The 19,042-nt window shown below is 42.5% G+C and carries 24 protein-coding genes; 7 read left to right on the top strand and 17 right to left on the bottom strand.

Features of this window, described 5'->3' with window-relative positions:
• Positions 1–36 precede the first annotated feature (36 nt).
• From purU to FTU05_RS07555, 4 genes are all read left to right on the top strand, one after another.
• Entirely contained in the window at positions 37–903 is an 867-nt protein-coding gene (gene purU, locus FTU05_RS07570; RefSeq protein ID WP_078192727.1) for a formyltetrahydrofolate deformylase, read from the top strand.
• A 210-nt stretch (positions 904–1,113) separates the two neighbouring features.
• A complete protein-coding gene (locus tag FTU05_RS07565; RefSeq protein ID WP_180164810.1) occupies positions 1,114–1,878 on the top strand; it encodes a TonB family protein in 765 nt (254 codons plus the stop codon).
• 30 nt (positions 1,879–1,908) lie between these two features.
• The gene (locus FTU05_RS07560; RefSeq protein ID WP_078192725.1) at positions 1,909–2,532 is read left to right on the top strand and encodes a MotA/TolQ/ExbB proton channel family protein; all 624 of its coding nucleotides are present in this window, start codon (positions 1,909–1,911) and stop codon (positions 2,530–2,532) included.
• Positions 2,532–2,936 (top strand): biopolymer transporter ExbD, encoded by a 405-nt coding sequence (locus FTU05_RS07555; RefSeq protein ID WP_078192724.1) that lies wholly within the window; start codon positions 2,532–2,534, stop codon positions 2,934–2,936. Before FTU05_RS07560 ends, FTU05_RS07555 begins: the two co-directional genes overlap by 1 nt.
• 84 nt (positions 2,937–3,020) lie before the next feature.
• Here the strand turns inward: FTU05_RS07555 and msrA are convergent, their stop codons facing one another.
• The 5 genes from msrA to thyA form a co-directional block, all read right to left on the bottom strand.
• Positions 3,021–3,545 (bottom strand): peptide-methionine (S)-S-oxide reductase MsrA, encoded by a 525-nt coding sequence (msrA, locus tag FTU05_RS07550; RefSeq protein ID WP_180115882.1) that lies wholly within the window; start codon positions 3,543–3,545, stop codon positions 3,021–3,023.
• A 159-nt stretch (positions 3,546–3,704) separates the two neighbouring features.
• Positions 3,705–4,163: an META domain-containing protein gene (locus FTU05_RS07545; RefSeq protein WP_180004564.1), complete on the bottom strand. Its 459-nt coding sequence runs from the start codon at positions 4,161–4,163 to the stop codon at positions 3,705–3,707.
• An 84-nt stretch (positions 4,164–4,247) separates the two neighbouring features.
• Positions 4,248–5,318, bottom strand: coding sequence for a DUF4105 domain-containing protein (locus FTU05_RS07540; RefSeq protein ID WP_180164808.1), 1,071 nt, complete (start codon positions 5,316–5,318; stop codon positions 4,248–4,250).
• Between the two features lie 27 nt (positions 5,319–5,345).
• Entirely contained in the window at positions 5,346–5,858 is a 513-nt protein-coding gene (locus FTU05_RS07535; RefSeq protein WP_168377882.1) for a dihydrofolate reductase, read from the bottom strand.
• Positions 5,859–5,957: 99 nt separating this feature from the next.
• A complete protein-coding gene (gene thyA, locus FTU05_RS07530; protein WP_078189681.1) occupies positions 5,958–6,800 on the bottom strand; it encodes a thymidylate synthase in 843 nt (280 codons plus the stop codon).
• A gap of 561 nt (positions 6,801–7,361) precedes the next feature.
• Here thyA and FTU05_RS07525 point away from each other — a divergent pair.
• The gene (locus FTU05_RS07525; protein ID WP_078189680.1) at positions 7,362–7,874 is read left to right on the top strand and encodes a peptidoglycan amidohydrolase family protein; all 513 of its coding nucleotides are present in this window, start codon (positions 7,362–7,364) and stop codon (positions 7,872–7,874) included.
• Between the two features lie 22 nt (positions 7,875–7,896).
• Here FTU05_RS07525 and FTU05_RS07520 read toward each other — a convergent pair whose 3' ends face one another.
• From FTU05_RS07520 to lgt, 3 genes are all read right to left on the bottom strand, one after another.
• Positions 7,897–8,265, bottom strand: a complete 369-nt coding sequence (locus FTU05_RS07520) for a hypothetical protein (RefSeq protein WP_180164806.1) — start codon at positions 8,263–8,265, stop codon at positions 7,897–7,899.
• Positions 8,266–8,658 (bottom strand): hypothetical protein, encoded by a 393-nt coding sequence (locus FTU05_RS07515; RefSeq protein ID WP_180066298.1) that lies wholly within the window; start codon positions 8,656–8,658, stop codon positions 8,266–8,268. It abuts the gene before it with no gap.
• 156 nt (positions 8,659–8,814) lie between these two features.
• Positions 8,815–9,627, bottom strand: coding sequence for a prolipoprotein diacylglyceryl transferase (gene lgt, locus FTU05_RS07510; protein WP_180164804.1), 813 nt, complete (start codon positions 9,625–9,627; stop codon positions 8,815–8,817).
• Between the two features lie 93 nt (positions 9,628–9,720).
• On the opposite strand from lgt, the gene FTU05_RS07505 reads away from it, so the two are divergent.
• Entirely contained in the window at positions 9,721–10,500 is a 780-nt protein-coding gene (locus FTU05_RS07505) for an NRDE family protein (RefSeq protein WP_180004559.1), read from the top strand.
• 39 nt (positions 10,501–10,539) lie between these two features.
• Here the strand turns inward: FTU05_RS07505 and FTU05_RS07500 are convergent, their stop codons facing one another.
• From FTU05_RS07500 to tatA, 4 genes are all read right to left on the bottom strand, one after another.
• On the bottom strand, positions 10,540–12,756 hold the full coding sequence (locus FTU05_RS07500) for a PhoX family phosphatase (protein WP_180164801.1): 2,217 nt from the start codon (positions 12,754–12,756) through the stop codon (positions 10,540–10,542).
• A gap of 220 nt (positions 12,757–12,976) precedes the next feature.
• On the bottom strand, positions 12,977–13,747 hold the full coding sequence (tatC, locus tag FTU05_RS07495) for a twin-arginine translocase subunit TatC (protein WP_180113544.1): 771 nt from the start codon (positions 13,745–13,747) through the stop codon (positions 12,977–12,979).
• Positions 13,744–14,220, bottom strand: a complete 477-nt coding sequence (gene tatB, locus FTU05_RS07490) for a Sec-independent protein translocase protein TatB (protein ID WP_078189674.1) — start codon at positions 14,218–14,220, stop codon at positions 13,744–13,746. The genes tatC and tatB overlap by 4 nt, the downstream gene beginning before the upstream one ends.
• Positions 14,221–14,232: 12 nt before the next feature.
• Positions 14,233–14,454: a Sec-independent protein translocase subunit TatA gene (gene tatA, locus FTU05_RS07485; RefSeq protein ID WP_078189673.1), complete on the bottom strand. Its 222-nt coding sequence runs from the start codon at positions 14,452–14,454 to the stop codon at positions 14,233–14,235.
• 141 nt (positions 14,455–14,595) lie between these two features.
• Here tatA and FTU05_RS07480 point away from each other — a divergent pair, with 141 nt between their 5' ends.
• On the top strand, positions 14,596–15,477 hold the full coding sequence (locus FTU05_RS07480; protein ID WP_180109056.1) for a permease: 882 nt from the start codon (positions 14,596–14,598) through the stop codon (positions 15,475–15,477).
• Between the two features lie 36 nt (positions 15,478–15,513).
• Here the strand turns inward: FTU05_RS07480 and FTU05_RS07475 are convergent, their stop codons facing one another.
• From FTU05_RS07475 to FTU05_RS07455, 5 genes are all read right to left on the bottom strand, one after another.
• Positions 15,514–15,807, bottom strand: coding sequence for a hypothetical protein (locus FTU05_RS07475; RefSeq protein ID WP_180055641.1), 294 nt, complete (start codon positions 15,805–15,807; stop codon positions 15,514–15,516).
• 65 nt (positions 15,808–15,872) lie between these two features.
• Positions 15,873–16,496, bottom strand: a complete 624-nt coding sequence (rdgB, locus tag FTU05_RS07470) for an RdgB/HAM1 family non-canonical purine NTP pyrophosphatase (RefSeq protein WP_180055642.1) — start codon at positions 16,494–16,496, stop codon at positions 15,873–15,875.
• Between the two features lie 103 nt (positions 16,497–16,599).
• A complete protein-coding gene (locus FTU05_RS07465; protein ID WP_078189669.1) occupies positions 16,600–17,190 on the bottom strand; it encodes a tetratricopeptide repeat protein in 591 nt (196 codons plus the stop codon).
• On the bottom strand, positions 17,187–17,780 hold the full coding sequence (gene metW / locus FTU05_RS07460) for a methionine biosynthesis protein MetW (protein WP_067763682.1): 594 nt from the start codon (positions 17,778–17,780) through the stop codon (positions 17,187–17,189). Before metW ends, FTU05_RS07465 begins: the two co-directional genes overlap by 4 nt.
• Complete coding sequence (locus tag FTU05_RS07455) at positions 17,780–18,940, bottom strand: homoserine O-acetyltransferase (protein WP_168377871.1); 1,161 nt, start codon at positions 18,938–18,940, stop codon at positions 17,780–17,782. Before FTU05_RS07455 ends, metW begins: the two co-directional genes overlap by 1 nt.
• Positions 18,941–19,042: the final 102 nt, after the last annotated feature.

Genomic DNA, 19,042 nt, shown 5'->3' with positions numbered 1-19,042 from the left:
TTTTTTCAATTTAACTGATTAGTGATATAAACCAACATGAATATGTCGACCGCTAACACAGCACGCTTACTCATTACCTGTGAAGATAAACCAGGGATTGTGCAAGCTGTATCGAGCTTTTTGTATCATCAGGGAGCAAATATTACCGCACTTGATCAATACGCGACTGAAGCTCAAGGGGGGCGATACTTCATGCGTGTTGAGTTCGAATTGGACAATTTACAAAGCCGTAAAGAAAGTCTAACTCAAACATTTGCGAGCAATGTTGCTGAGCGTTACAACATGCACTGGCGTTTAGCCTTAGTCAGTGATGTGAAGAAAGTCGGTATCTTGGTGTCTAAAGTTGACCATGCTTTGCTTGAACTGTTATGGCGTCATGCACGTGGTGGTTTACCATGTGAAATCACCAAAGTCGTGTCTAATCACGATGCTTTACGTGAATCTGTAGAAAATTTCGGTATTCCGTTTGAAGTGGTTCCCGTGAACAAAGAAAACAAACGTGAAGCTTATGAGCAAATTGATCAATTGATGCAAGGCAATGATTTATTGGTTCTTGCTCGTTATATGCAAATTTTAGACGAAGAATTTGTTCAAAAATGGGAAATGAAAGTGATCAACATTCACCATTCATTCCTCCCAGCCTTTGTTGGTGCGAACCCATATAAACAAGCGCATGAAAAAGGTGTGAAGTTGATTGGTGCGACAGCACACTATGTGACTGCGGATCTTGACCAAGGGCCGATTATTGAGCAAGACGTAGAGCGTGTAAGCCACGACTTTACCGTTGAACAATTGCGTGAGTTAGGTCAGGACGTAGAGCGTAATGTACTCGCACGTGCAGTCAAATGGCATCTTGAAGATCGTATTATTGTCGATGGTAATAAAACTGTTGTATTTCAATAAAACGAGATGATTTTTTGAATAAAAGGGCATACTTTAGGTATGCCTTTTTTATATTATGATTAAAAAAAGTCATTAAAACTGACGAATTAATAGTTGCAAATGAAAACACTTCTCATTTATTATTGCCGTACTTTAATTGTGCTAACCGATGAGCATGATTGTATTTTTGACAAAATAAATGCAATCGCTTCTTCAAGGTAACTGAGTTTAATGAGTCAATCTCCCGCTCCAATGATGCAATCACCTAACCCGATGAAAAAGAAAATCATTACTGCGCTTCTCGCTGTTGTGATAGGGCATGTGGGCGTATTGTGGGCGGTCAGCAATATGAAAGCACCAGAACTTAAACCGATCGAAAAAGATCCGATTAAAGTTCGTTTTGTGAAGATTGTTGAAGAGAAAAAACCTGAACCTCCGAAGCCAAAACCAGAACCGAAGAAAGAGCCACCAAAGCCAAAAGAAGTTAAAATAGTAGATAAGCCGTTACCACCTCCACCGAAGAAAGTGGAAAAAGTGGAACAGGTGAAAAAGAAAGATGCGCCGAAACCAACTGTTGAAGCGGTCAAAAACGTACCACCAACACCTGTTGTTTCAACTGTGGTTTCTGAAACGAAAGTCGTTCGTGTTGAACCAACACCTCCGGCACCTGTTGCACCACCACCTGCGCCTCCAGCACCACCTGCGCCACCGACACCTAAAATAGTCAGCATCGGTAATGGTGTCAGTTGGATTAAGAAACCGAATGTTCAATTTGAAAATGGTGAATTAAAAGCGTCGTGTACAGTTGAAGTTGCGATTGCTGCAAGTGCTGAAGGTAAAGTCGAATCAGCAACGATTAAAAACTCGACTTGTGGCGCTGCTGTAAACCGTAAAGTGACTGATGCAGTGAAGCGTGCACGTTTATCCAAATATATTGATAATGGTGTGGCAACTCCGACGCGAGTTGATCAACCATTCAACTTTAAACTTAATTAAGATTCCGGCTAACCCATTAGGAGTTCGAATATGAACTTTTCAGTTTATTGGCAACATGCAGATGCAGTCAGCAAAACACTGTATTTCGTGTTACTTGCAATGTCGATTGCGACTTGGACGATCTTCGTTCTTCGTATTATGGGCACACGTCAGCTCAAACAAGTGGCGTATAACCACCTTGCAGATGCACTAAGCAAACTGAAAGCGAAATTTGCTCCTTTGGCTTTTGAACAACGTAAGGCTGTGGCAGAACAAGCATTACTACGTCAAATTTCGGTAGAAAAAGCTAATGCTGAAAAAGGCGTATCTGTATTGGGTACGATTGCTTCAATTGCACCGTTCGTAGGTTTGTTCGGTACAGTATGGGGTATTTTTCATGCCCTTGTAGCAGTAGGAAAAAGCGGTCAAGCAGGTCTTGCACAAGTAGCAACACCAGTTGGTGAAGCCTTGATCATGACCGGTCTTGGTTTGGCTGTGGCGATTCCTGCGGTTTTGGCTTATAACATCTGTGTTCGTTTTAACCGTACACTTTCGAATGAATTGCAAGATCAAGCGCATGGTTTATTGATTGATACTATGTTGCAACAAGAATCTGCAGCGAAGAAAGAAGACGTGAAAACTGCACAGCAAAGTTTAGCTGGAGGTCAAGCTTAATGGCTTTTCAATTGGGTGAAGACAACGATGCTGGCATGAATGAGATGAACCTCATTCCGCTCATCGATATTATGTTGGTATTGATGATCATCTTCTTGGTGACTGCGACTGTTGCCAACCCATCAATTCCATTAACCTTGCCACAAACGACTGCAGAAGTGATTGATCTGCCAACTGAAAGCGTAACCATCAGCATTAACTCAGCGGGTGATATCGCTTGGAATGGTGATATTGTCACGCTCGAAGATTTAGAAAGTCGTCTAAATACAGCTGGTCAGCAAGAACGTAAGCCTGCATTGGTATTAAAAGCTGATAAAGAATCACGTTATGACACAGTTGCACAAGTGATGTCGCGTGCGAGTGGAGCCGGACTCAGCGATATCGCCTTTGCCAGTGATAACTAAGCACTGAGCAAAGATAACTAAAAAAAGCGACTGAAATGTCGCTTTTTTTATGTCTCTATTTTGAAAAAATGTCGTACAAATAGATCACTCAGATTTGAGTAGGTCTTGAAATTTGCTACGTAATTTCATGAGTTTAGGTGGTATTGAAAAATTACAGTAGCCTTGGTTTGGGTTACGCGCAAAGAAGTTCTGATGATATTCTTCGGCAGGGTAGAAGGTCGGCATTGGACTCAGTTCAGTCACGATATTGATGCCTTCAGCTTTTAATTCTTCAATACGTTGTTCAGCGATTTGCTTTTGTGATTCGTCTTGATAGAAAATCACTGAGCGATACTGTGTGCCGACATCATTGCCTTGACGGTTCAGCGTGGTTGGATCGTGGGTTGCGAAAAATACATCCAGCAATTGGCTAAAACTGATTTGGCTGTCATCAAAATTGATCTGAATGACTTCTGCATGTTGGGTATTCCCCTCACAAATTTGCTCATAGCTCGGATGCTGAGTAACTCCCCCTGCATAACCACTGACGACTGTTTGCACGCCCTTTAGTTGTAGAAAAACTGCTTCTACACACCAAAAGCACCCACCACCAAATACCGCTTGTTGCATAGTGAAATCCTATTTTGTTCCCTGATGTTTAATATGGGGTTATAGCTAAAAACTGCAATGTACGTCTGTATACTAATCACTAGTTTATGTGCATTAAATGTCTCTGGCATGACTGAACAGTGAATAAAAAAGTCTGCCGAAGCAGACTTTTTTAATGATTTAACGCGGTTGAACAGCGCTTTCATATTGAATTAATAAATTGCCGTGACGGTCTAGCAATTTCAAGGTTTTTCCAAAAACTTGATAATGCGTTACCTTTTCGAGTGCTGCATGGTACTGTCGCTCTAGCCCATTGTTATTGAGACAAGCCATTTGTGTCGATGCAATCGGGCCAAACGTTATGGTGTCTTTGCCAGCATTATAGCCACCCATTATACGATTACAGCCGTCTGCACCTGAGACACGTTTTGAAGCCGCATCGAATTGAATGCTTGGAATATTATGCGCATTGGGTGCTGTTTTGATTGGGGTGTTGCCAATCTGAGTGGCAATCCAAGTACGGTTTTGTAATAGGTTTAAATTTTCAGTTATGGTGTTGTCTTGTGCAGGCATGCTTTCACAGCCTGTCACCACTAAAGTTGAAACCAAAGTTGCAGCAACAAATATTTGTTTTAGCATCGGAATTTCCCCGTGGAAGCATTTCAATTATCTAAGCAAATATCGCACAGATAAGCTAGCCATATTTGTATCAATATTTAAGAATTACAATTGATTGGCGCTTGGATTAGACTGTGAATGCGGCAAACCTTGTCGGATTAACTTCGAATATTGTTCACTGCTCAGTTGCTTAATTTGAGAGACGCGGGGGTTAACATGGGCTTTTTGATACCATGTTTTCATATCCCAATTTTGGTCTATGGCATGGAGGTCGTGCAAATAATTCGGCAAATAACCGGATGCAAATAAGCGGTAATCGGTTGGAAGTTGATGTTTGGAAACCGCTTGAATCATGTCAAACACCAGTGTTGTACAATTACTAGTGAGTGTGTTGTACCATTTGGGTTGAGTCTGCAGTTCATCGGCTTTATGTAGATATTCAATAAACAGCGCCTGCATTTCAGATTTTGGCATGTTTACGGGGAAGAAATAGACCTGTTCTCCGCGTGTATTGCTGCGGGTATAGATAATATCTTTTTCATCTGATGCAATGAGGCTCAGTTCATATTTACGGAAAAAACCACCAATCGCAGAGAATTCTTCATTTTTCTCTTTGCGAATTTCAATCGAAAACGTCAGCGGTGGTCGGTCAGCAAAATCAAAAGTGACCAGTGTATGGGCAATTTGCGGCCCCATCCAATATGAGGTAATGATGTTGACGCCATTGATTTGACTTAGGTCATATTGGCGGGTTTCCCAACGCGGGGTATAGCTGCCATCGGCATGCCAGTCGAAATTACGCACATTGTGCAAGGTGACAAGATTGCCTTGCTTTTCATAATGTAGAATTTCTGCTACTTCAGGATTCCATTCACGATCTTGGCGTGCTTCCATGCCAAAATACCAAAATAGACCACAGATAAAGCCCACAATATAAATCAAGACATCTTTACGACGGCTAAAAAAGTGTTGGGTAATATAGATGCCTAAAATGCTTAGAGCAAAAGCGATCCAGATCCCAATGATAATGCGGCTGCCTAGCCAGCCTGCCGGTTGCTGTATCCACAGGGCGGCACAGAGCCAAATCGAAGAACAGAGGACAAACACACTAAATAGAGAATGAAGAATACTTCGCCCTATTTTTTTGAAGATTGCTTGTTGGTCACTCTGTTGCATATTTTTCTTTTAGCTTAAGATTTTTCTTTATTTTCGGTAAGTTGCGAACTCAAAAGCAATCCCAGTTTTGTCGTCGATATGTTGTTCTGACGCCACTTTTTGAAAGTCCGCAGGAATTTCAGGATAATGCGCATCACCTTGAACATCCAGTTCAACATGCGTGAGTTCTAAACGGTCTGCGATGCCGATGGTTTGCTTAAAAATTTCACCACCACCAATAATAAAAAGACTCGTTGGTTTTTCTGAACTTGCGACATCAGCAACAGCTTGCGTTAACGCCTCGTCGATACTATATGCGACTTTGGTGCCTTCAAATGACCAATTGCTATCTCGTGTAATGACCCAATTGACACGCTTCGGAAGGGTACGTCCCATAGACTCTAAGGTTTTGCGTCCCATAACCACTACACCACCTTGGGTGATGGCTTTAAAGTGCTGTAAATCGGCAGAAATATGCCACGGCAAATCATTACCTTTACCAATGCAGCGCTGCTGATCCATAGCGACAACGTGCACGATTTCTAAATTTTGAAATGCCATAGTTTGAACTCAAATAGCCGAATTATTTGTCGTCTATTAGAATACAAAATCCCGCTTGAGGTAAAGCGGGATTTTGCTTTTCACTTGGGATTTCTGAAATTAAACAGCAACAGGGGCTTTAATCGCAGGATGTGATTCATAACCTACGATTTCAATATCTTCAAATTTAAAATCGAAAAGATCGGTGATTTCAGGATTGAGTTTTAATTGGCACAGACCCATTGGTTCACGTGTCAGTTGCAACTGCGCTTGTTCGAAATGGTTGGCATACAAATGTGTATCCCCACCGGTCCAAACGAAGTCGCCCACACCAAGACCACAAACTTGTGCAATCATGTGTGTTAACAGGGCATAGCTGGCAATGTTAAACGGCACACCTAGGAAAACGTCAGCACTACGTTGATATAATTGGCAAGATAATTTTCCGTTTTGAACAAAAAATTGAAACAAGGTATGGCATGGTGGCAATGCAACATTACCTGCCTCATTTGGGTTCCAACCAGACACGATTAGACGACGAGAGTTAGGATTGGTTTTGATTTCATTGACCAACCATTTAATTTGGTCAAAACCATCTTGTTCATATAGGCCATCGGCTTTTTTGGTCGCCCCGAAATTACGCCATTGATGACCATAAACAGGACCTAATTCACCGGCAGGACGACCAAAACGAGCAGTTTGTTCTGCTGTAGACCATTCATCCCAAATCGAGACTTTGTTGTCTTGCAAATATTGAACATTGGTATCGCCTTTAAGGAACCACAGTAGTTCAATCACGATAGAGCGGAAATGAACTTTTTTGGTGGTGAGTAAAGGGAAACCTTGAGAAAGATCGAAGCGCATCTGATGACCAAATACAGAACGTGTTCCCGTACCCGTACGGTCGCCCTTGTCGCCGCCGTTGTCGAGAATGTGTTGTAAAAGGTCTAAATACTGGCGCATGTCTCTCTCATAATTTGCTAAATTTCTTGTGGCACATATTAGCTTGTTTTGCGTGAGGAAGGAACTGCGATGGGCGCTTGAATATGGTCAGGTTTAAAAAATCAAAAACATACGGTGTTTATTGGGTGATGACCAAATTTTGCAGGCAACAAGCGCTGGATTTTCTGAGTTGAAGACGTCTATTTATAACAATTACATCAAGCGTTAACGAGACAATATGTCTGTTAAATCAAGCATGAGCTTAGAAGACTTAAACTTTATTGTTTACTTATTAAGCGATGTTCCATTCGCAGCGGTGAAAAAAAATACAGATAAGTTTGATTAAAAAATAAACGTGATTTTTCTCATTATGAAGAGGTGATTTTGAACAACTATTTTTGATTAAAAGTTTGATATCAAAAATAAATCTATTTGAATTAAAAATAGACGGTCGTATTTAATTGTGAAGATTTGTTTAAGAAATCTTACATTTTTTACATGAAAAAACATGATTTACGCGGTACTATCACCCTCGTTAAAATTTTTGAATGCCTAAATATAGGCGGGAGTGTGGGTTAAAGAATGGCTTATGATCACAATGTAAACTTGAGTGAAGTGCATGCTCCAGTTCAGGCAAATATCATAATTCGTTCTCAGGCGAGTAAAAATACGGGCAAGTCCAATACCACTCAAAAAGCAGCAACTAAAAATGTGGTATCCCGCAATGGTCAGCGTATCGATATCGATCGTTTGACTGGATTTTTACAAGGCATTACCCGCCAAAGCAGTACTCAGAAATGTGCCCGCAGTGTTCGTCTAGCACTTGAGTCCGCAGGGGCACGTTTTAACGGTCACCCCGTTGCCGCAGCAGACTGGGGCAGCACATTACAAAAAATTGGTTATCAAAAAATTAATTTAGCGTTTGATCGTCCTAAGAAAGGCGATATTTATATTATCGACCGCAATCAAAGTAGCCGTTATGGTCATATCGCAGCATATTCAGGTAAGGATTGGGTGTCTGATTATCGTCAAGCGGGTTATGCGGTCTATCGAACTCCAAATGTGAAATATAGCTATTATCGCTTAGCAGATTAACAGCCCGTGGCTGAATAAAAGGTTAGTCTTCAAATCTTTTTGCACGCTGACTGTAGATCGAGACAATAAATAATCCAATTGCAGTAAAGCCCACACATTGCAGCGCTAAAATCCAGCGTTGCTCATTGGGTAGAAAATAAATTAAGCACACTAAACATAAAATTGGCAAAGTAGCCAAAGCGCATTTTAATGACTGAGACAGTGTTCTCAGTTTGTCTTGTCTGAGTTTATAAAGCAGATCAATCATCAAACCAATCGCTAAACTTATGCCCGCAAAGCGGGGATCAAGTTGTTTTTGTTCTGCACATAGAAAAATTAGCACGCAGGTACTGATACAAATGATGAGCTTGATTTGTCGGTTACAGCGCTCAGAGTACCAAAACGTCAGCATTTAAACTTTACCTTCGGATGAAGTTTTCTCGTTTTTATTCAGCAGTGAAATCGGGGAGAGCAGGCAGATCGCCAAAGCCATAAAGCCAATGCCTTGAGCACCCGGAATCAAAATTTCACCCTTATTCATGTTGATAAAAACCAATGCCAACAGCAGTGCAATCGGAATCCACGTCAATAAACGATAGAGCAAACCTGTTGGATTTTTTGCTGCAAAATGAATCTTGCAATAACGACAAATCAGGAAAATGACACCTGTACCCATGAACATGAGAATGGCTTGAAGTGTTAAGGGTTCCATCCAATACAGAGCACCTGTCAGTATGGCCATCGCAATAAAAAACAGGATTTTTTTAAGTACAGAAACGCTGGGGTTAAACCAAAATTCAAGCATGGATCGATAGTTTAAAAATAAGCTGAATAAACTTTAGCACAGATCAGTTGTCTAATTCAGTCACTTCATGTGCAGTAAATGCGTATGAAGGAATAAATTGCAGCGCATAAAAAAGCGAGGCTTAAACCTCGCTTGCTTAAAGACATTTAGAAAATATTAATGATTTTTTTGTGGACCCCAGTCATAGATTTTTTTCTGGTAGGCATACCCCATCATCCATAGGCCAATCAGAATCATCGGAACTGTCAGGAACTGACCTTTACTCATCCATCCAATGAATAGTTGACCATTGTCCGGCTCACGGAAGAATTCAATGGTGAAGCGTGCGATACCATATCCGATGAGGAACAAGGCTGAAACGGCATAACGTGGACGAGGTTTTGAACTAAACCACCACAGCACAATAAACAGAATTAAACCTTCACAGAGGGCTTGATAGAGCTGCGACGGATGGCGCACCAACTGAAGTGGATCGGTCGGGAAGATCATACCGAAAGCAAAATTAGGGTCAGTCACTGCACGGCCATACAGTTCGCCACCAATAAAGTTCCCAATACGACCAAACATCAAGCCTGTTGGAACGCAGGGTGCAATAAAGTCGAGGGTTTGAAACCAGGTCATTTTATATTTTTTGCACCACAGTAACATGGCAATCATGACACCAAGGAAACCGCCATGGAAGCTCATGCCGCCGGTCCAAACTTGGAACAGCCACAGTGGGTTGGCAAGGAATTGATCGAAACCATAAAAGAAGACATAGCCAAAGCGTCCACCAATCACAACACCCAATGCACCGTAGAAAATCAGGTCAGAGACCATTTCTGCGTTCCAGCCGTCACGTTGTTTTGCACGGTAGGTTGCCAAGCCCCATGCAAATAAAAAGGCCAATAAATACATCAGACCATACCAGTGAACTTGTAGTGGCCCCAGTGATATCGCCACAGGGTCGATATTTGGATATGTCAGCATTGCTGTTCCTTGTCATTATGTTTTGCACAGATTTTAGCTGAATGCGCTGAAAAATGTTGTACATTCAATGTGTAAAGATATTGAGAATTGAATATGTGCATTGTGGCTTTTGCTTGGCAGGTCTTGGATGACATGCCACTCTGCCTGATTTCGAATCGTGATGAGTTTTATCATCGACCGACGACAGGCCTAAAGCAATGGGTAGATAGTCCGATTATTGCAGGGCAGGACTTACAGTCTGGTGGAACATGGATGGGGATAACCGCTCAAGGGCGTTGGGCGATTGTGACCAATTTTCGTGATGGCCGTGATCAGACCACATATCCCACTTCACGCGGCGCTTTGATTCAGCAATTTTTAGAATCAGAGCAAACACCCATTCGGTTTGCGCAAGCACTTGAACAAGTCCAATGTAATTATGCCGGCTTTAATTTATTCGTTGGCGACGCCACTCAAGCCGTTTATATGAGTAATCGCGGTGAAGCGCCACAAGTCTTAGCCAAAGGGGTGTATGTCACGTCTAATGGTTTAATGACTGAACATTGGGAAAAGACCCGACATTTACGTAAACGTTTCACGCAAGAATTTTTGCCGATGCTACAAAGCCAGCAACCACAGGCGGACATAGATGCCGCTGCGTGGGATATTTTGGAAGATGAACGTAAAATCATTCCAGCGCTGTTACCCAATACTGGGATTCAGGCGGAAATGGAACATTTGTTGTCTTCAACCTTTATTCAAAGTCCGGTGTATGGCACACGTTGTTCAAATTTATTGTGTATGCGGGATTCACAGTGGCAATGGCAAGAAAAACAGCAGCAGGGTGAGCAACAAGGACAGATCACACAGATAGAAGTGCATTTAAAGCAATAAAAAAGCCGACGATTCGTCGGCTTATTTTTTAGAGTTTTTTTATGCGGTTTTTTGCGTTGGCTGAGCTTGTTCTACCGCTTCGCCAGCTATCACACCACCATTTTTACGGGTGATGACAACGGTTGCAGAACGTGGGCGTGAGGTCGCTGCAGCATTGGTTTGTGATGCAGGCCAGTGGCTGGTCGGTTCAGCATAGGATGCTGAATCTTCGCCGGGATGTTGCACATTGATAAAAATCGCTTTGTAGTCAGGTGTCATCGTCACACCTGTGATTTCACATTCTTTAGGTCCAGTCAGGAAGCGACGTAAGTTTTCATCATTCAGTTTTGCACCCACAATGGTTTCTTGACCCGATGAGGTCGTAGCTTTTGTGCCATCACCGACTTGACCTGGAAGTGCAGCAAGCATCATACAGTTGGTGGTATCGGTATAAGCACCGTCATCGGTTTGAATCCATAACACACCACGTGGGTCGAACCACATCCCATCAGGTGATGACAAGTCATTATTGTCATTTAGACCAGATAAGTTAATGTTGCTCGCCATTTTTGCTTCAGCACCAAACAGGTAAATATCCCAAGTAAAGCTGAGTGCTGTGGTTGTATCACCATCTTCACGGAAACGGATAATATGACCGTTGACATTGCCTTTACCACCTTCAGGGTCGGTGTAGTTACGAGGGTTGGCAGCATCTAGTGCATGCGTCGTACCACGGTTCGAGTTATTGGTGAGGGTCACATAGACTTCACCATTGTCTGGATGCACAGCGACCCATTCAGGACGGTCCATTTTGGTAGCACCGACAGCATCTGCGGCAAGACGTGCGAAGGTCAGCACATCTGCTTGTGAACTAAACGGATACACGCTGTTGCTTTGGTTTAAACCATTGACGTTATAGCTCAATTCAATCCATTGACCTTTGCCGTCATTGTTAAATTTGGCAACGTATAACTTACCGTTGTTCATGTATTTGTCACCTGCAGCATAGCCACCGTTGACATCTTTTTTATTCCATTTTTGGTCGGATACAAATTTATAGATGTATTCACCGCGTGAGTCATCACCCATGTAAAACGCAAGGTTGTCATCTTCACGTAAGCGACTTGCACGGCAGTCTTCATGTGCAAAGCGACCCAGTGCTGTACGTTTTACGGGGTTTTCACGACGGTCAAATGGGTCGATTTCGACAATCCAACCAAAGGTGTTTGGACCATTACGATAATCTTCTGCTGCCTGAGTACCGGTAACATTCGCTGACCAACGGTCATATAAATCTTGTGACTCATTACTTCCAATCGCCGTTTCCCAACCATAGCGTGAGTTCGCACCCGCTTTTAGGCCATAACGGTTGAGTGCCACAATTTCAGCCGGACTACGTTTGGCATCATCGTCTTTTGCACGAGCGAAGTAACCAATGAAGTTTTCTTCTGTTGTCAGGTAAGTGCCCCAAGGGGTATAGCCATTACCGCAGTTGTTGTGTGTACCACGGGTTTGCTGGCTATTGGTTGAAAATTTCGTGCAAACTAAGCTTGAGCCTGCAACAGGGCCTTTAAAGTCCATTACGGTCGATGCGGTAATACGACGGTTAAATGGAGAGTTTTGTACCAGTTTAACGGCTTGAGTCTTGCTGTCTTTTTCAATTTGAATCACAGAAACACCGTGTGCATTGACTTCACGGATAACTTCATCTTCAGGGCGACGACCTTCCACTTTGGTTGGGCCTTGCGGGTGTAAGAAGATCGGATTGATGTATTCATGGTTCATCACCAACAAACCTTGGTCTGACTGCTTGGCATCATAACGTCCAGAGGTGGTATTTAAACCAAAGAAGCTCATACCGTCATGGCAGTCACCAGAGCGGAATTGGAAGCTCGGGCCAGAAGGAACATTGTTATCATCCCACGCTGGGTATGCAGGGTTAATCGAGTCACCCATCGCATATAGTACATGCGCTTGATAGCCTTCAGGAACAGTCACAATATCGTCTAAATTCTTTTTCACTGGTGTGAAATTGAACTTGGTCGGTTTTTGATTTGGATCGGTAACTGGTGGTTTGGTATTGCTATTTGAATCTGAGTCATTGTCATCATTACACCCCGTTAATGAAGATGCCAATGCAAGTGCGACTGCACCACTCGCAGTCTTGGTAATCAAGCTACGACGGCTGATGCGCTGTTCTAAAATGTCACGAAAATGAAGGTTATCCGAAGTGTTGTTATCAAGTTCTTGATCTTCGTTATATGGCATGTTTGTCATGAATTTAAATCCTGGCAAAGGTGTGCTGGGTAAAAGTTGATCACATAAAACTATCGATAAAATATGACAATGCTTTGAAGCTAATGTTGCAAACTGATGAAATAGGCGTTTAGATTTCGCTGCATGAAAATTGCAAAACATTAAATGGGCGTATAAAAAAAGAGGCTGAGATAGCCTCTTAGGTGTAAAACTCACCAAAATTGTCGAAAAATAAGTTTGTTTAAGGTGCAGATGCACGTCGTTTTTCAATCAGCTTGCCAAAGAATAAACCCAGCTCAAACAGCATCCACATGGGAATGGCCAACATGATCATCGAAAGCGCATCGGGTGGCGTGGCAAACATGGCGACAAAAAAACAGCCGACGATAATAAAACGACGCTTCTCCACCAAGGTTTGAGTAGACACCACCCCGATCAAAATCAAAATTAGCGTGATGATGGGAATTTCAAAGGTCAGCCCAAACACCAAAAAAAGCTTTAAGCAGAAACTTAAATAACTATTGATGTCCGTCATTGGGGCGACTGTTTCAGGGGAAACACTCATAAAAAAATGTAGGATGGAGGGCAGGGCAACCCAATAGGCAAATGCAATTCCGGCATAGAAGAGGACGATACTGCCGAATAATAAGGGCATCGCCAAATGCCGCTCTTTTTCATACAGTGCAGGTTTGATGAAGGCCCAAAGTTGATAAATCACGAAGGGCATCGCGAGCATTAGCGCGACAAAGAAATTCAGCTTAAACGGCGCCATAAAGGTGGCGGTTACATCCGTTGCAATCATGGATGAGGTCATTGGCAGTTGAGCACGCAGTGGCTCTGACATCAATTGATAGCTTTGATTGGCAAAGGGCAATAAACAAAAGAACAGAATCAAAATGAGTCCTGTAATTTTGATCAAATGCCGACGCAAAATCACCAAATGTTTGGTGATTGGCATTTCTTCCAAATCAGGCACAGTGTTCTGTGAATTATTCAGTGAAAGATCTGTCATACGGCCACCTGATATTCTGCTAATGCATCGGTCGAACTTAATGTAGGAGCTTGGTCTGTTTTAATCTCGTGCTTTTTTTTCATTTGGGGTGTAGCCACGGCAAAGATCGTGCTCTGACCACGTTCGATGTACTGATAACGTGGGGATAAATTTTTATTGTCAGGTAGGACGGCTTCTTGTTGTTTTTGCGCAGTCTGTTCTATGGGGTGTTGCGTTTGTTGCAATTCATTCATCTGCGCCTGCATACGCGCTTCGAGCTGTTGAATACGTTGCATTTCTTTTTGCATTTCTTCACGAAGTTCGGACATGCGAAGTTCACGGTCAATATCTGTTTGCACGTTACTGATCAGTCGTTTAACTTTCCCGTACCATTTACCTGCAAAGCGGATACCTTCAGGCAGTTTTTCTGGGCCGAGTACGATCAGCGCAATAATGCTGAACACCAGTAATTCGCTAATACCAATATTAAGCATTATGACAACCCCTTAGCTTTGAACTGAGGAATTGGTTTTATTTTGAGCTTCATGCTCTAGCGTGCGAGGCTCATTAAGCTGCGTATTTGCTGCGTCTTCATCACGCATCGATTTTTTGAAATCTTTGACCGCGCCGCCGACATCTTTACCCAAGTTTTTTAGCTTAGAGGTACCAAAGAGTAAAATCACCACAATTGCAAAAATCAGTACATGCCAAATCGATAGTCCAGCCATCTTGTTATCCTCTTGTTGGTTTGCACAACATTTCAGCAGTTGTAGATGACAGTGAAGTGACCAAGATGTTGCAGTTTAAAGACAGCCGCGAAGCTTATGTTCAGTGTTACTATGCATGGATTGAGCAGTGAGGGTGGTGTAGTGGCGTTTCTTCTTCCGATATTGGGTTTTTTAAGTGGCCTCGGATTGGCATCATTATCAGGAACCGCATCGCTCAAATCGATTTTTTCTAGCTTACTTGCACGCTGTTTTATTCCAGCCGTAATCATCTACAACATGGTGTTCTATCAAGCAGGCAGTTTAGCGCTGATGCTCTTTAGCTTTAGTGTTGCCGTGCTGATGTTTTATTTATTTCGCTGGCTGTTAAAAGATAGTTTACGTGCCTTGTGTGTCAGTTATTTGAACTTGGCTTGGCTGGGTTTTCCTTTTGCATTAGCATTGTTCGGCCCTGAAATTAGTGCAGCGATGGTGGCTTTGTATGTCGGTGGTTCTATCTTTGGCAATATGTGGGCTGTTACAGCCGTCAGTTCAGCCCAACTACCATGGTCGAGCGTGATTCAAAAAGTGGCGATGTCACCGCCTGTATTTGCCTTGATGATTGCAGGTGTCTGTCGAATAGTTGGATTACAACATTTAGAAGAACATCAGATCTTAGATTGGCTGTATCAGGCTGCAAAAATTGGAATGAGTTTCACAGGAATGTGTGTCTTAGGCATGTGGCTGCGTCAAACCAAGGTACAATGGCGTGATCTGATTAACAGTAGTCGTATTTATGCGATGAAACTCACCGTTGGCGCGGTGATCTGTAGTTTGAGTTATGCCTTTCTTCCAATTCCCCAGATCGAGAAATATATTGGGGTGATGTTTATGCTCTTTTGCTTACCCCCTGCAGCGAATATTGTGGCTTTAGAAACGCATTATCAAGGAACAGGCACTTCGGCGCGTTATATTGCTTCAGGCACGATTATGAGCTGCATCGTCGTCAGTTTTTATGGGTTAATTTTGCATCTTTTTTCGCTTTAAGATGAAAAGTGAATTATAAATGCCCGTAAAGGGCGACTACTTGAGCTGTTTGCGAATCTGCCAATCACGCACGAGGGCATATATCATCGCGATACCTATCAGGCCTGGAAATCCAATTTGACCTTGCGACAGATTAAGCATGATCGACAGTACGATCAACACTGCAAAAATAGCGTAAGTGGTACGAAAGCCTGAGGTGAGCGGGTAGGTCAGTTGCGCCTGGCAATGAGGGCAGCTTAGTTTTTGAAAACCAAGAAAAGAGCGTGTCGGGATTTCAGTTGAAGTGTGATGGCAAGCGTTGCATATGATCTGTATCGGTTGAAGTTCCATAATTATTCTATTTTTATTCAGGGATTGGAGTTAATCTTTGGCATTAAGATTAACTCCAATGCAAATTATTTCAAACTTGCTTTAAATAATTTCATCGCCTGACCACGATGGCTGATTTTATTTTTTTCTTCTTTTGATAATTCAGCGCTAGAAACGTTTAGTTCAGGCAGCCAAAACAGTGGGTCATAGCCAAAGCCATTTTCACCACGTGCTGCTTCCATCACTTCACCGCGCCAAACCCCTTGGAAAATTTGTGGGAGTGGGTCTTCTGCATGTTGGACCAAAGCCAAGACACATACAAACATACCTTCGATTGCTTCACCCTCTTTACGGAGCGGTTTGAGGTCAGCAAGCAACTTGGCATTGTTAGCGGCATCATTGCCATGTTCACCTGCATAGCGCGCAGAGTAAATCCCTGGTGCGCCACCGAGTACAGGAACGCAAATGCCAGAATCATCTGCAATGGCTGGCTTGCCTGAAATTTTCGATGCGTGACGCGCTTTGATAATGGCATTTTCAACAAAGCTTAGACCGTCTTCGATGGCATCTTCAATGTTTAATTGACCTTGAGGAATCACTTCAACAGGCAAATTCAGTTCCGCAAACATTTTTTCAAATTCTGCAATTTTGCCTTTGTTATTACTTGCAAGCACCAAAGTGCCTTGAGATAACCAATCAGTTGAAGCCATGTGAATATTCACCATAAAACAAGATTTGAGGCTATTTTAACAAGATGCTGTGGTTGACAGGCAATAAAAAAGCACCCGAAGGTGCTTTTTAAGATTCAAAAACTTATTGCGCTTGAATCCATTTGTCTGCACGGTCACGTGCTTGACGAATTTGGTCTTGGCTTAAGTTGGCTGCCAAAGCAGTTTTCTTACCTTCAGACAAGCTAATCACTTTGTTGTCGAGCATGCCATCACGGGTAGAAAGCTCATACCATTGGTATGCACCCATGTAGTTTTTCTTTTGCTCTTCCATCATGGCTAAGTTAAAGCTTGCGCGGTTATCACCACGGCTGGCTGCTTTTTCGAAATATTGACGAGCAAGCGCTTCATCTTTTTTAGTCCCAATGCCATCTGCAAGCATACGACCTACATTAAGCTGTGCTGCAGATAAACCTTGATCAGCAGCAGCCTTATACCATGCAAAAGCTTGACGTTCATCTTTGGCAACGTCTTTACCTTGTTGATATTTAGTGCCTAAGTAAAACTGAGCACCGGGCTGACCAGCTTTAGCAGCTTTACTTAAGCTGTGAATATCCATAATTGAATATTGTGCAGCTTGGCTAGAAACTGAAGATGATGGAGCAACATAATCCGCATGGGCTTGTATGCTAAAAAGTCCAATCAGTAGCGTCGTGCTTAATAATAATTTTTTCATAGAGCGCTCACTCGATAAATTGCGACTTCACCAAATAGATTTGGGAGACGTTTACTCAGTAAACTATCTTGTTGATCCCCATTCACGGCAAGTCGGTTAATAATCCGGATGTTATTTTCAGCACACAGCGCTTCAAAATCACGGAAAGTACATAAATGAATATTGGGCGTGTTATACCACATATAGGGTAACGCGTCTGAAACAGGCATCATTCCTTTTAATGCAAGGAAAGAACGAGTCTTCCAATGTGCAAAGTTTGGAAAGGTAATAATAGCCTGTTTCCCCACACGCACCATGTCTCTTAAAAGAACGTCTGGTGCATCTACAGCTTGCAAGGCTTGTGCCATAACCACATAGTCAAAAGACTGGTCGGCAAAGCGACTTAAACCTAAGTTCAAGTCCTGTTGGATGATATTTAACCCGCGACTGACCGCAATTGCAATCTTTTCTTGATCAATTTCTAAGCCATATGCACGAATATTGTGCTTTTTGCTCATATGTGCAAGCAGTTCACCGTCACCACACCCTAAATCGAGTACGCTTGAATCTGGTTTAATCCAACGTTCAGCCAGTTGATGATCAATACGCATTAGTTGGTCTCCTTCGGTGTTTCTTGCAGGTGTTTTACACCGCCTAGGAATGCACGTAAGCTTTTCACATATAACGGAATCGGGAACAAGAAAGAGTCATGACCTTGTTCAGCATCAATATCCACATAGCTCACAGGCTTATGATTACTAATTAATGCATCTACAATTTCTTGCGAACGAGCAGGGGTAAAACGCCAGTCCGTTGTAAATGAAACAACTAAAAATTGACACTTGGTTTTAGACATCGCGGTTTTTAATGATTGCTCATATTCACGTGATGGATCGAAATAATCTAAAGCCTTGGTCATGATCAAATAGGTATTGGCATCAAAGTTACGGCTAAATTGCTCACCTTGATAACGCAAATAACTTTCGACTTGGAATTCGACGTCAAAGCCATACATAAATTTACCTGACTTTAAGTCACGGCCAAATTTTTGTTTCATGGCTTCTTCAGAGAGGTAAGTGATATGACCGACCATACGGGCCAAGATCAAACCTCGCTTAGGATAACTATCATTTTCTAAATAGCGACCATCATGGAAATCAGGGTCAGACAAAATCGACTGACGCGCCACTTCGTTAAAGGCAATGTTTTGCGCAGACAGTTTTGGTGTACTGGCAATAATCACGCACTTTTGTAAACGATCTGGATAGTCCACAGACCATTGTAGAGCTTGCATGCCGCCTAAAGAGCCGCCAATCACCGCATACCACTGTTGAATCTCTAAACGATCAGACAACATGGCTTGGGTTTTGACCCAGTCACGTACAGTCACTAATGGGAAATCAGGACCATAAGGACGATTGTCATTTTCAGGATTTGGAGAGGTCGGTCCAGTAGAACCGCTACAGCCGCCAATATTATTTAGTGCTACGACAAAGAATTTTGACGTATCAATGGCTTTGCCTGGTCCAATACATGCGTCCCACCAACCCGGCTTACGGTCATCTTCATGATGATAACCTGCTGCATGGTGATGGCCTGACAGAGCATGACAAATCAAAATGGCATTGGATTTGTCCGCATTCAGTTCGCCATAAGTTTCAACCATGAGCTCAAAACGTGGGAGTATGCGATCGCATTCGAGCTCTAACGGCTCTTCAAAAATAAACTTTTGTGGGGTAACTAAGCCCACTGAGTCAGCTGGAAAAGACACAGGAATAATTCGCCTTAAATCTTTAGTATGAATAATAAAAGGATACCACTTGAGGGTATCCTTCTAAAGTCATTTTATTGCTATTTGATATTTATAGCATTG

Source organism: Acinetobacter sp. YH12049 (assembly GCF_013419875.1).
Taxonomy (GTDB): domain Bacteria; phylum Pseudomonadota; class Gammaproteobacteria; order Pseudomonadales; family Moraxellaceae; genus Acinetobacter; species Acinetobacter amyesii.
This window is presented reverse-complemented; position numbering and strand designations above follow the sequence as displayed.

What these genes read in the sequence shown, in the direction of transcription:
- purU (WP_078192727.1), top strand. Translation starts at nt 37, where the DNA reads ATGAATATGTCGACCGCTAACACAGCACGCTTACTCATTACCTGTGAA.
- FTU05_RS07565 (WP_180164810.1), top strand. Translation starts at nt 1,114, where the DNA reads ATGAGTCAATCTCCCGCTCCAATGATGCAATCACCTAACCCGATGAAA.
- FTU05_RS07560 (WP_078192725.1), top strand. Translation starts at nt 1,909, where the DNA reads ATGAACTTTTCAGTTTATTGGCAACATGCAGATGCAGTCAGCAAAACA.
- FTU05_RS07555 (WP_078192724.1), top strand. Translation starts at nt 2,532, where the DNA reads ATGGCTTTTCAATTGGGTGAAGACAACGATGCTGGCATGAATGAGATG.
- msrA (WP_180115882.1), bottom strand. Translation starts at nt 3,545, where the DNA reads ATGCAACAAGCGGTATTTGGTGGTGGGTGCTTTTGGTGTGTAGAAGCA.
- FTU05_RS07545 (WP_180004564.1), bottom strand. Translation starts at nt 4,163, where the DNA reads ATGCTAAAACAAATATTTGTTGCTGCAACTTTGGTTTCAACTTTAGTG.
- FTU05_RS07540 (WP_180164808.1), bottom strand. Translation starts at nt 5,318, where the DNA reads ATGCAACAGAGTGACCAACAAGCAATCTTCAAAAAAATAGGGCGAAGT.
- FTU05_RS07535 (WP_168377882.1), bottom strand. Translation starts at nt 5,858, where the DNA reads ATGGCATTTCAAAATTTAGAAATCGTGCACGTTGTCGCTATGGATCAG.
- thyA (WP_078189681.1), bottom strand. Translation starts at nt 6,800, where the DNA reads ATGCGCCAGTATTTAGACCTTTTACAACACATTCTCGACAACGGCGGC.
- FTU05_RS07525 (WP_078189680.1), top strand. Translation starts at nt 7,362, where the DNA reads ATGGCTTATGATCACAATGTAAACTTGAGTGAAGTGCATGCTCCAGTT.
- FTU05_RS07520 (WP_180164806.1), bottom strand. Translation starts at nt 8,265, where the DNA reads ATGCTGACGTTTTGGTACTCTGAGCGCTGTAACCGACAAATCAAGCTC.
- FTU05_RS07515 (WP_180066298.1), bottom strand. Translation starts at nt 8,658, where the DNA reads ATGCTTGAATTTTGGTTTAACCCCAGCGTTTCTGTACTTAAAAAAATC.
- lgt (WP_180164804.1), bottom strand. Translation starts at nt 9,627, where the DNA reads ATGCTGACATATCCAAATATCGACCCTGTGGCGATATCACTGGGGCCA.
- FTU05_RS07505 (WP_180004559.1), top strand. Translation starts at nt 9,721, where the DNA reads ATGTGCATTGTGGCTTTTGCTTGGCAGGTCTTGGATGACATGCCACTC.
- FTU05_RS07500 (WP_180164801.1), bottom strand. Translation starts at nt 12,756, where the DNA reads ATGACAAACATGCCATATAACGAAGATCAAGAACTTGATAACAACACT.
- tatC (WP_180113544.1), bottom strand. Translation starts at nt 13,747, where the DNA reads ATGACAGATCTTTCACTGAATAATTCACAGAACACTGTGCCTGATTTG.
- tatB (WP_078189674.1), bottom strand. Translation starts at nt 14,220, where the DNA reads ATGCTTAATATTGGTATTAGCGAATTACTGGTGTTCAGCATTATTGCG.
- tatA (WP_078189673.1), bottom strand. Translation starts at nt 14,454, where the DNA reads ATGGCTGGACTATCGATTTGGCATGTACTGATTTTTGCAATTGTGGTG.
- FTU05_RS07475 (WP_180055641.1), bottom strand. Translation starts at nt 15,807, where the DNA reads ATGGAACTTCAACCGATACAGATCATATGCAACGCTTGCCATCACACT.
- rdgB (WP_180055642.1), bottom strand. Translation starts at nt 16,496, where the DNA reads ATGGCTTCAACTGATTGGTTATCTCAAGGCACTTTGGTGCTTGCAAGT.
- FTU05_RS07465 (WP_078189669.1), bottom strand. Translation starts at nt 17,190, where the DNA reads ATGAAAAAATTATTATTAAGCACGACGCTACTGATTGGACTTTTTAGC.
- metW (WP_067763682.1), bottom strand. Translation starts at nt 17,780, where the DNA reads ATGCGTATTGATCATCAACTGGCTGAACGTTGGATTAAACCAGATTCA.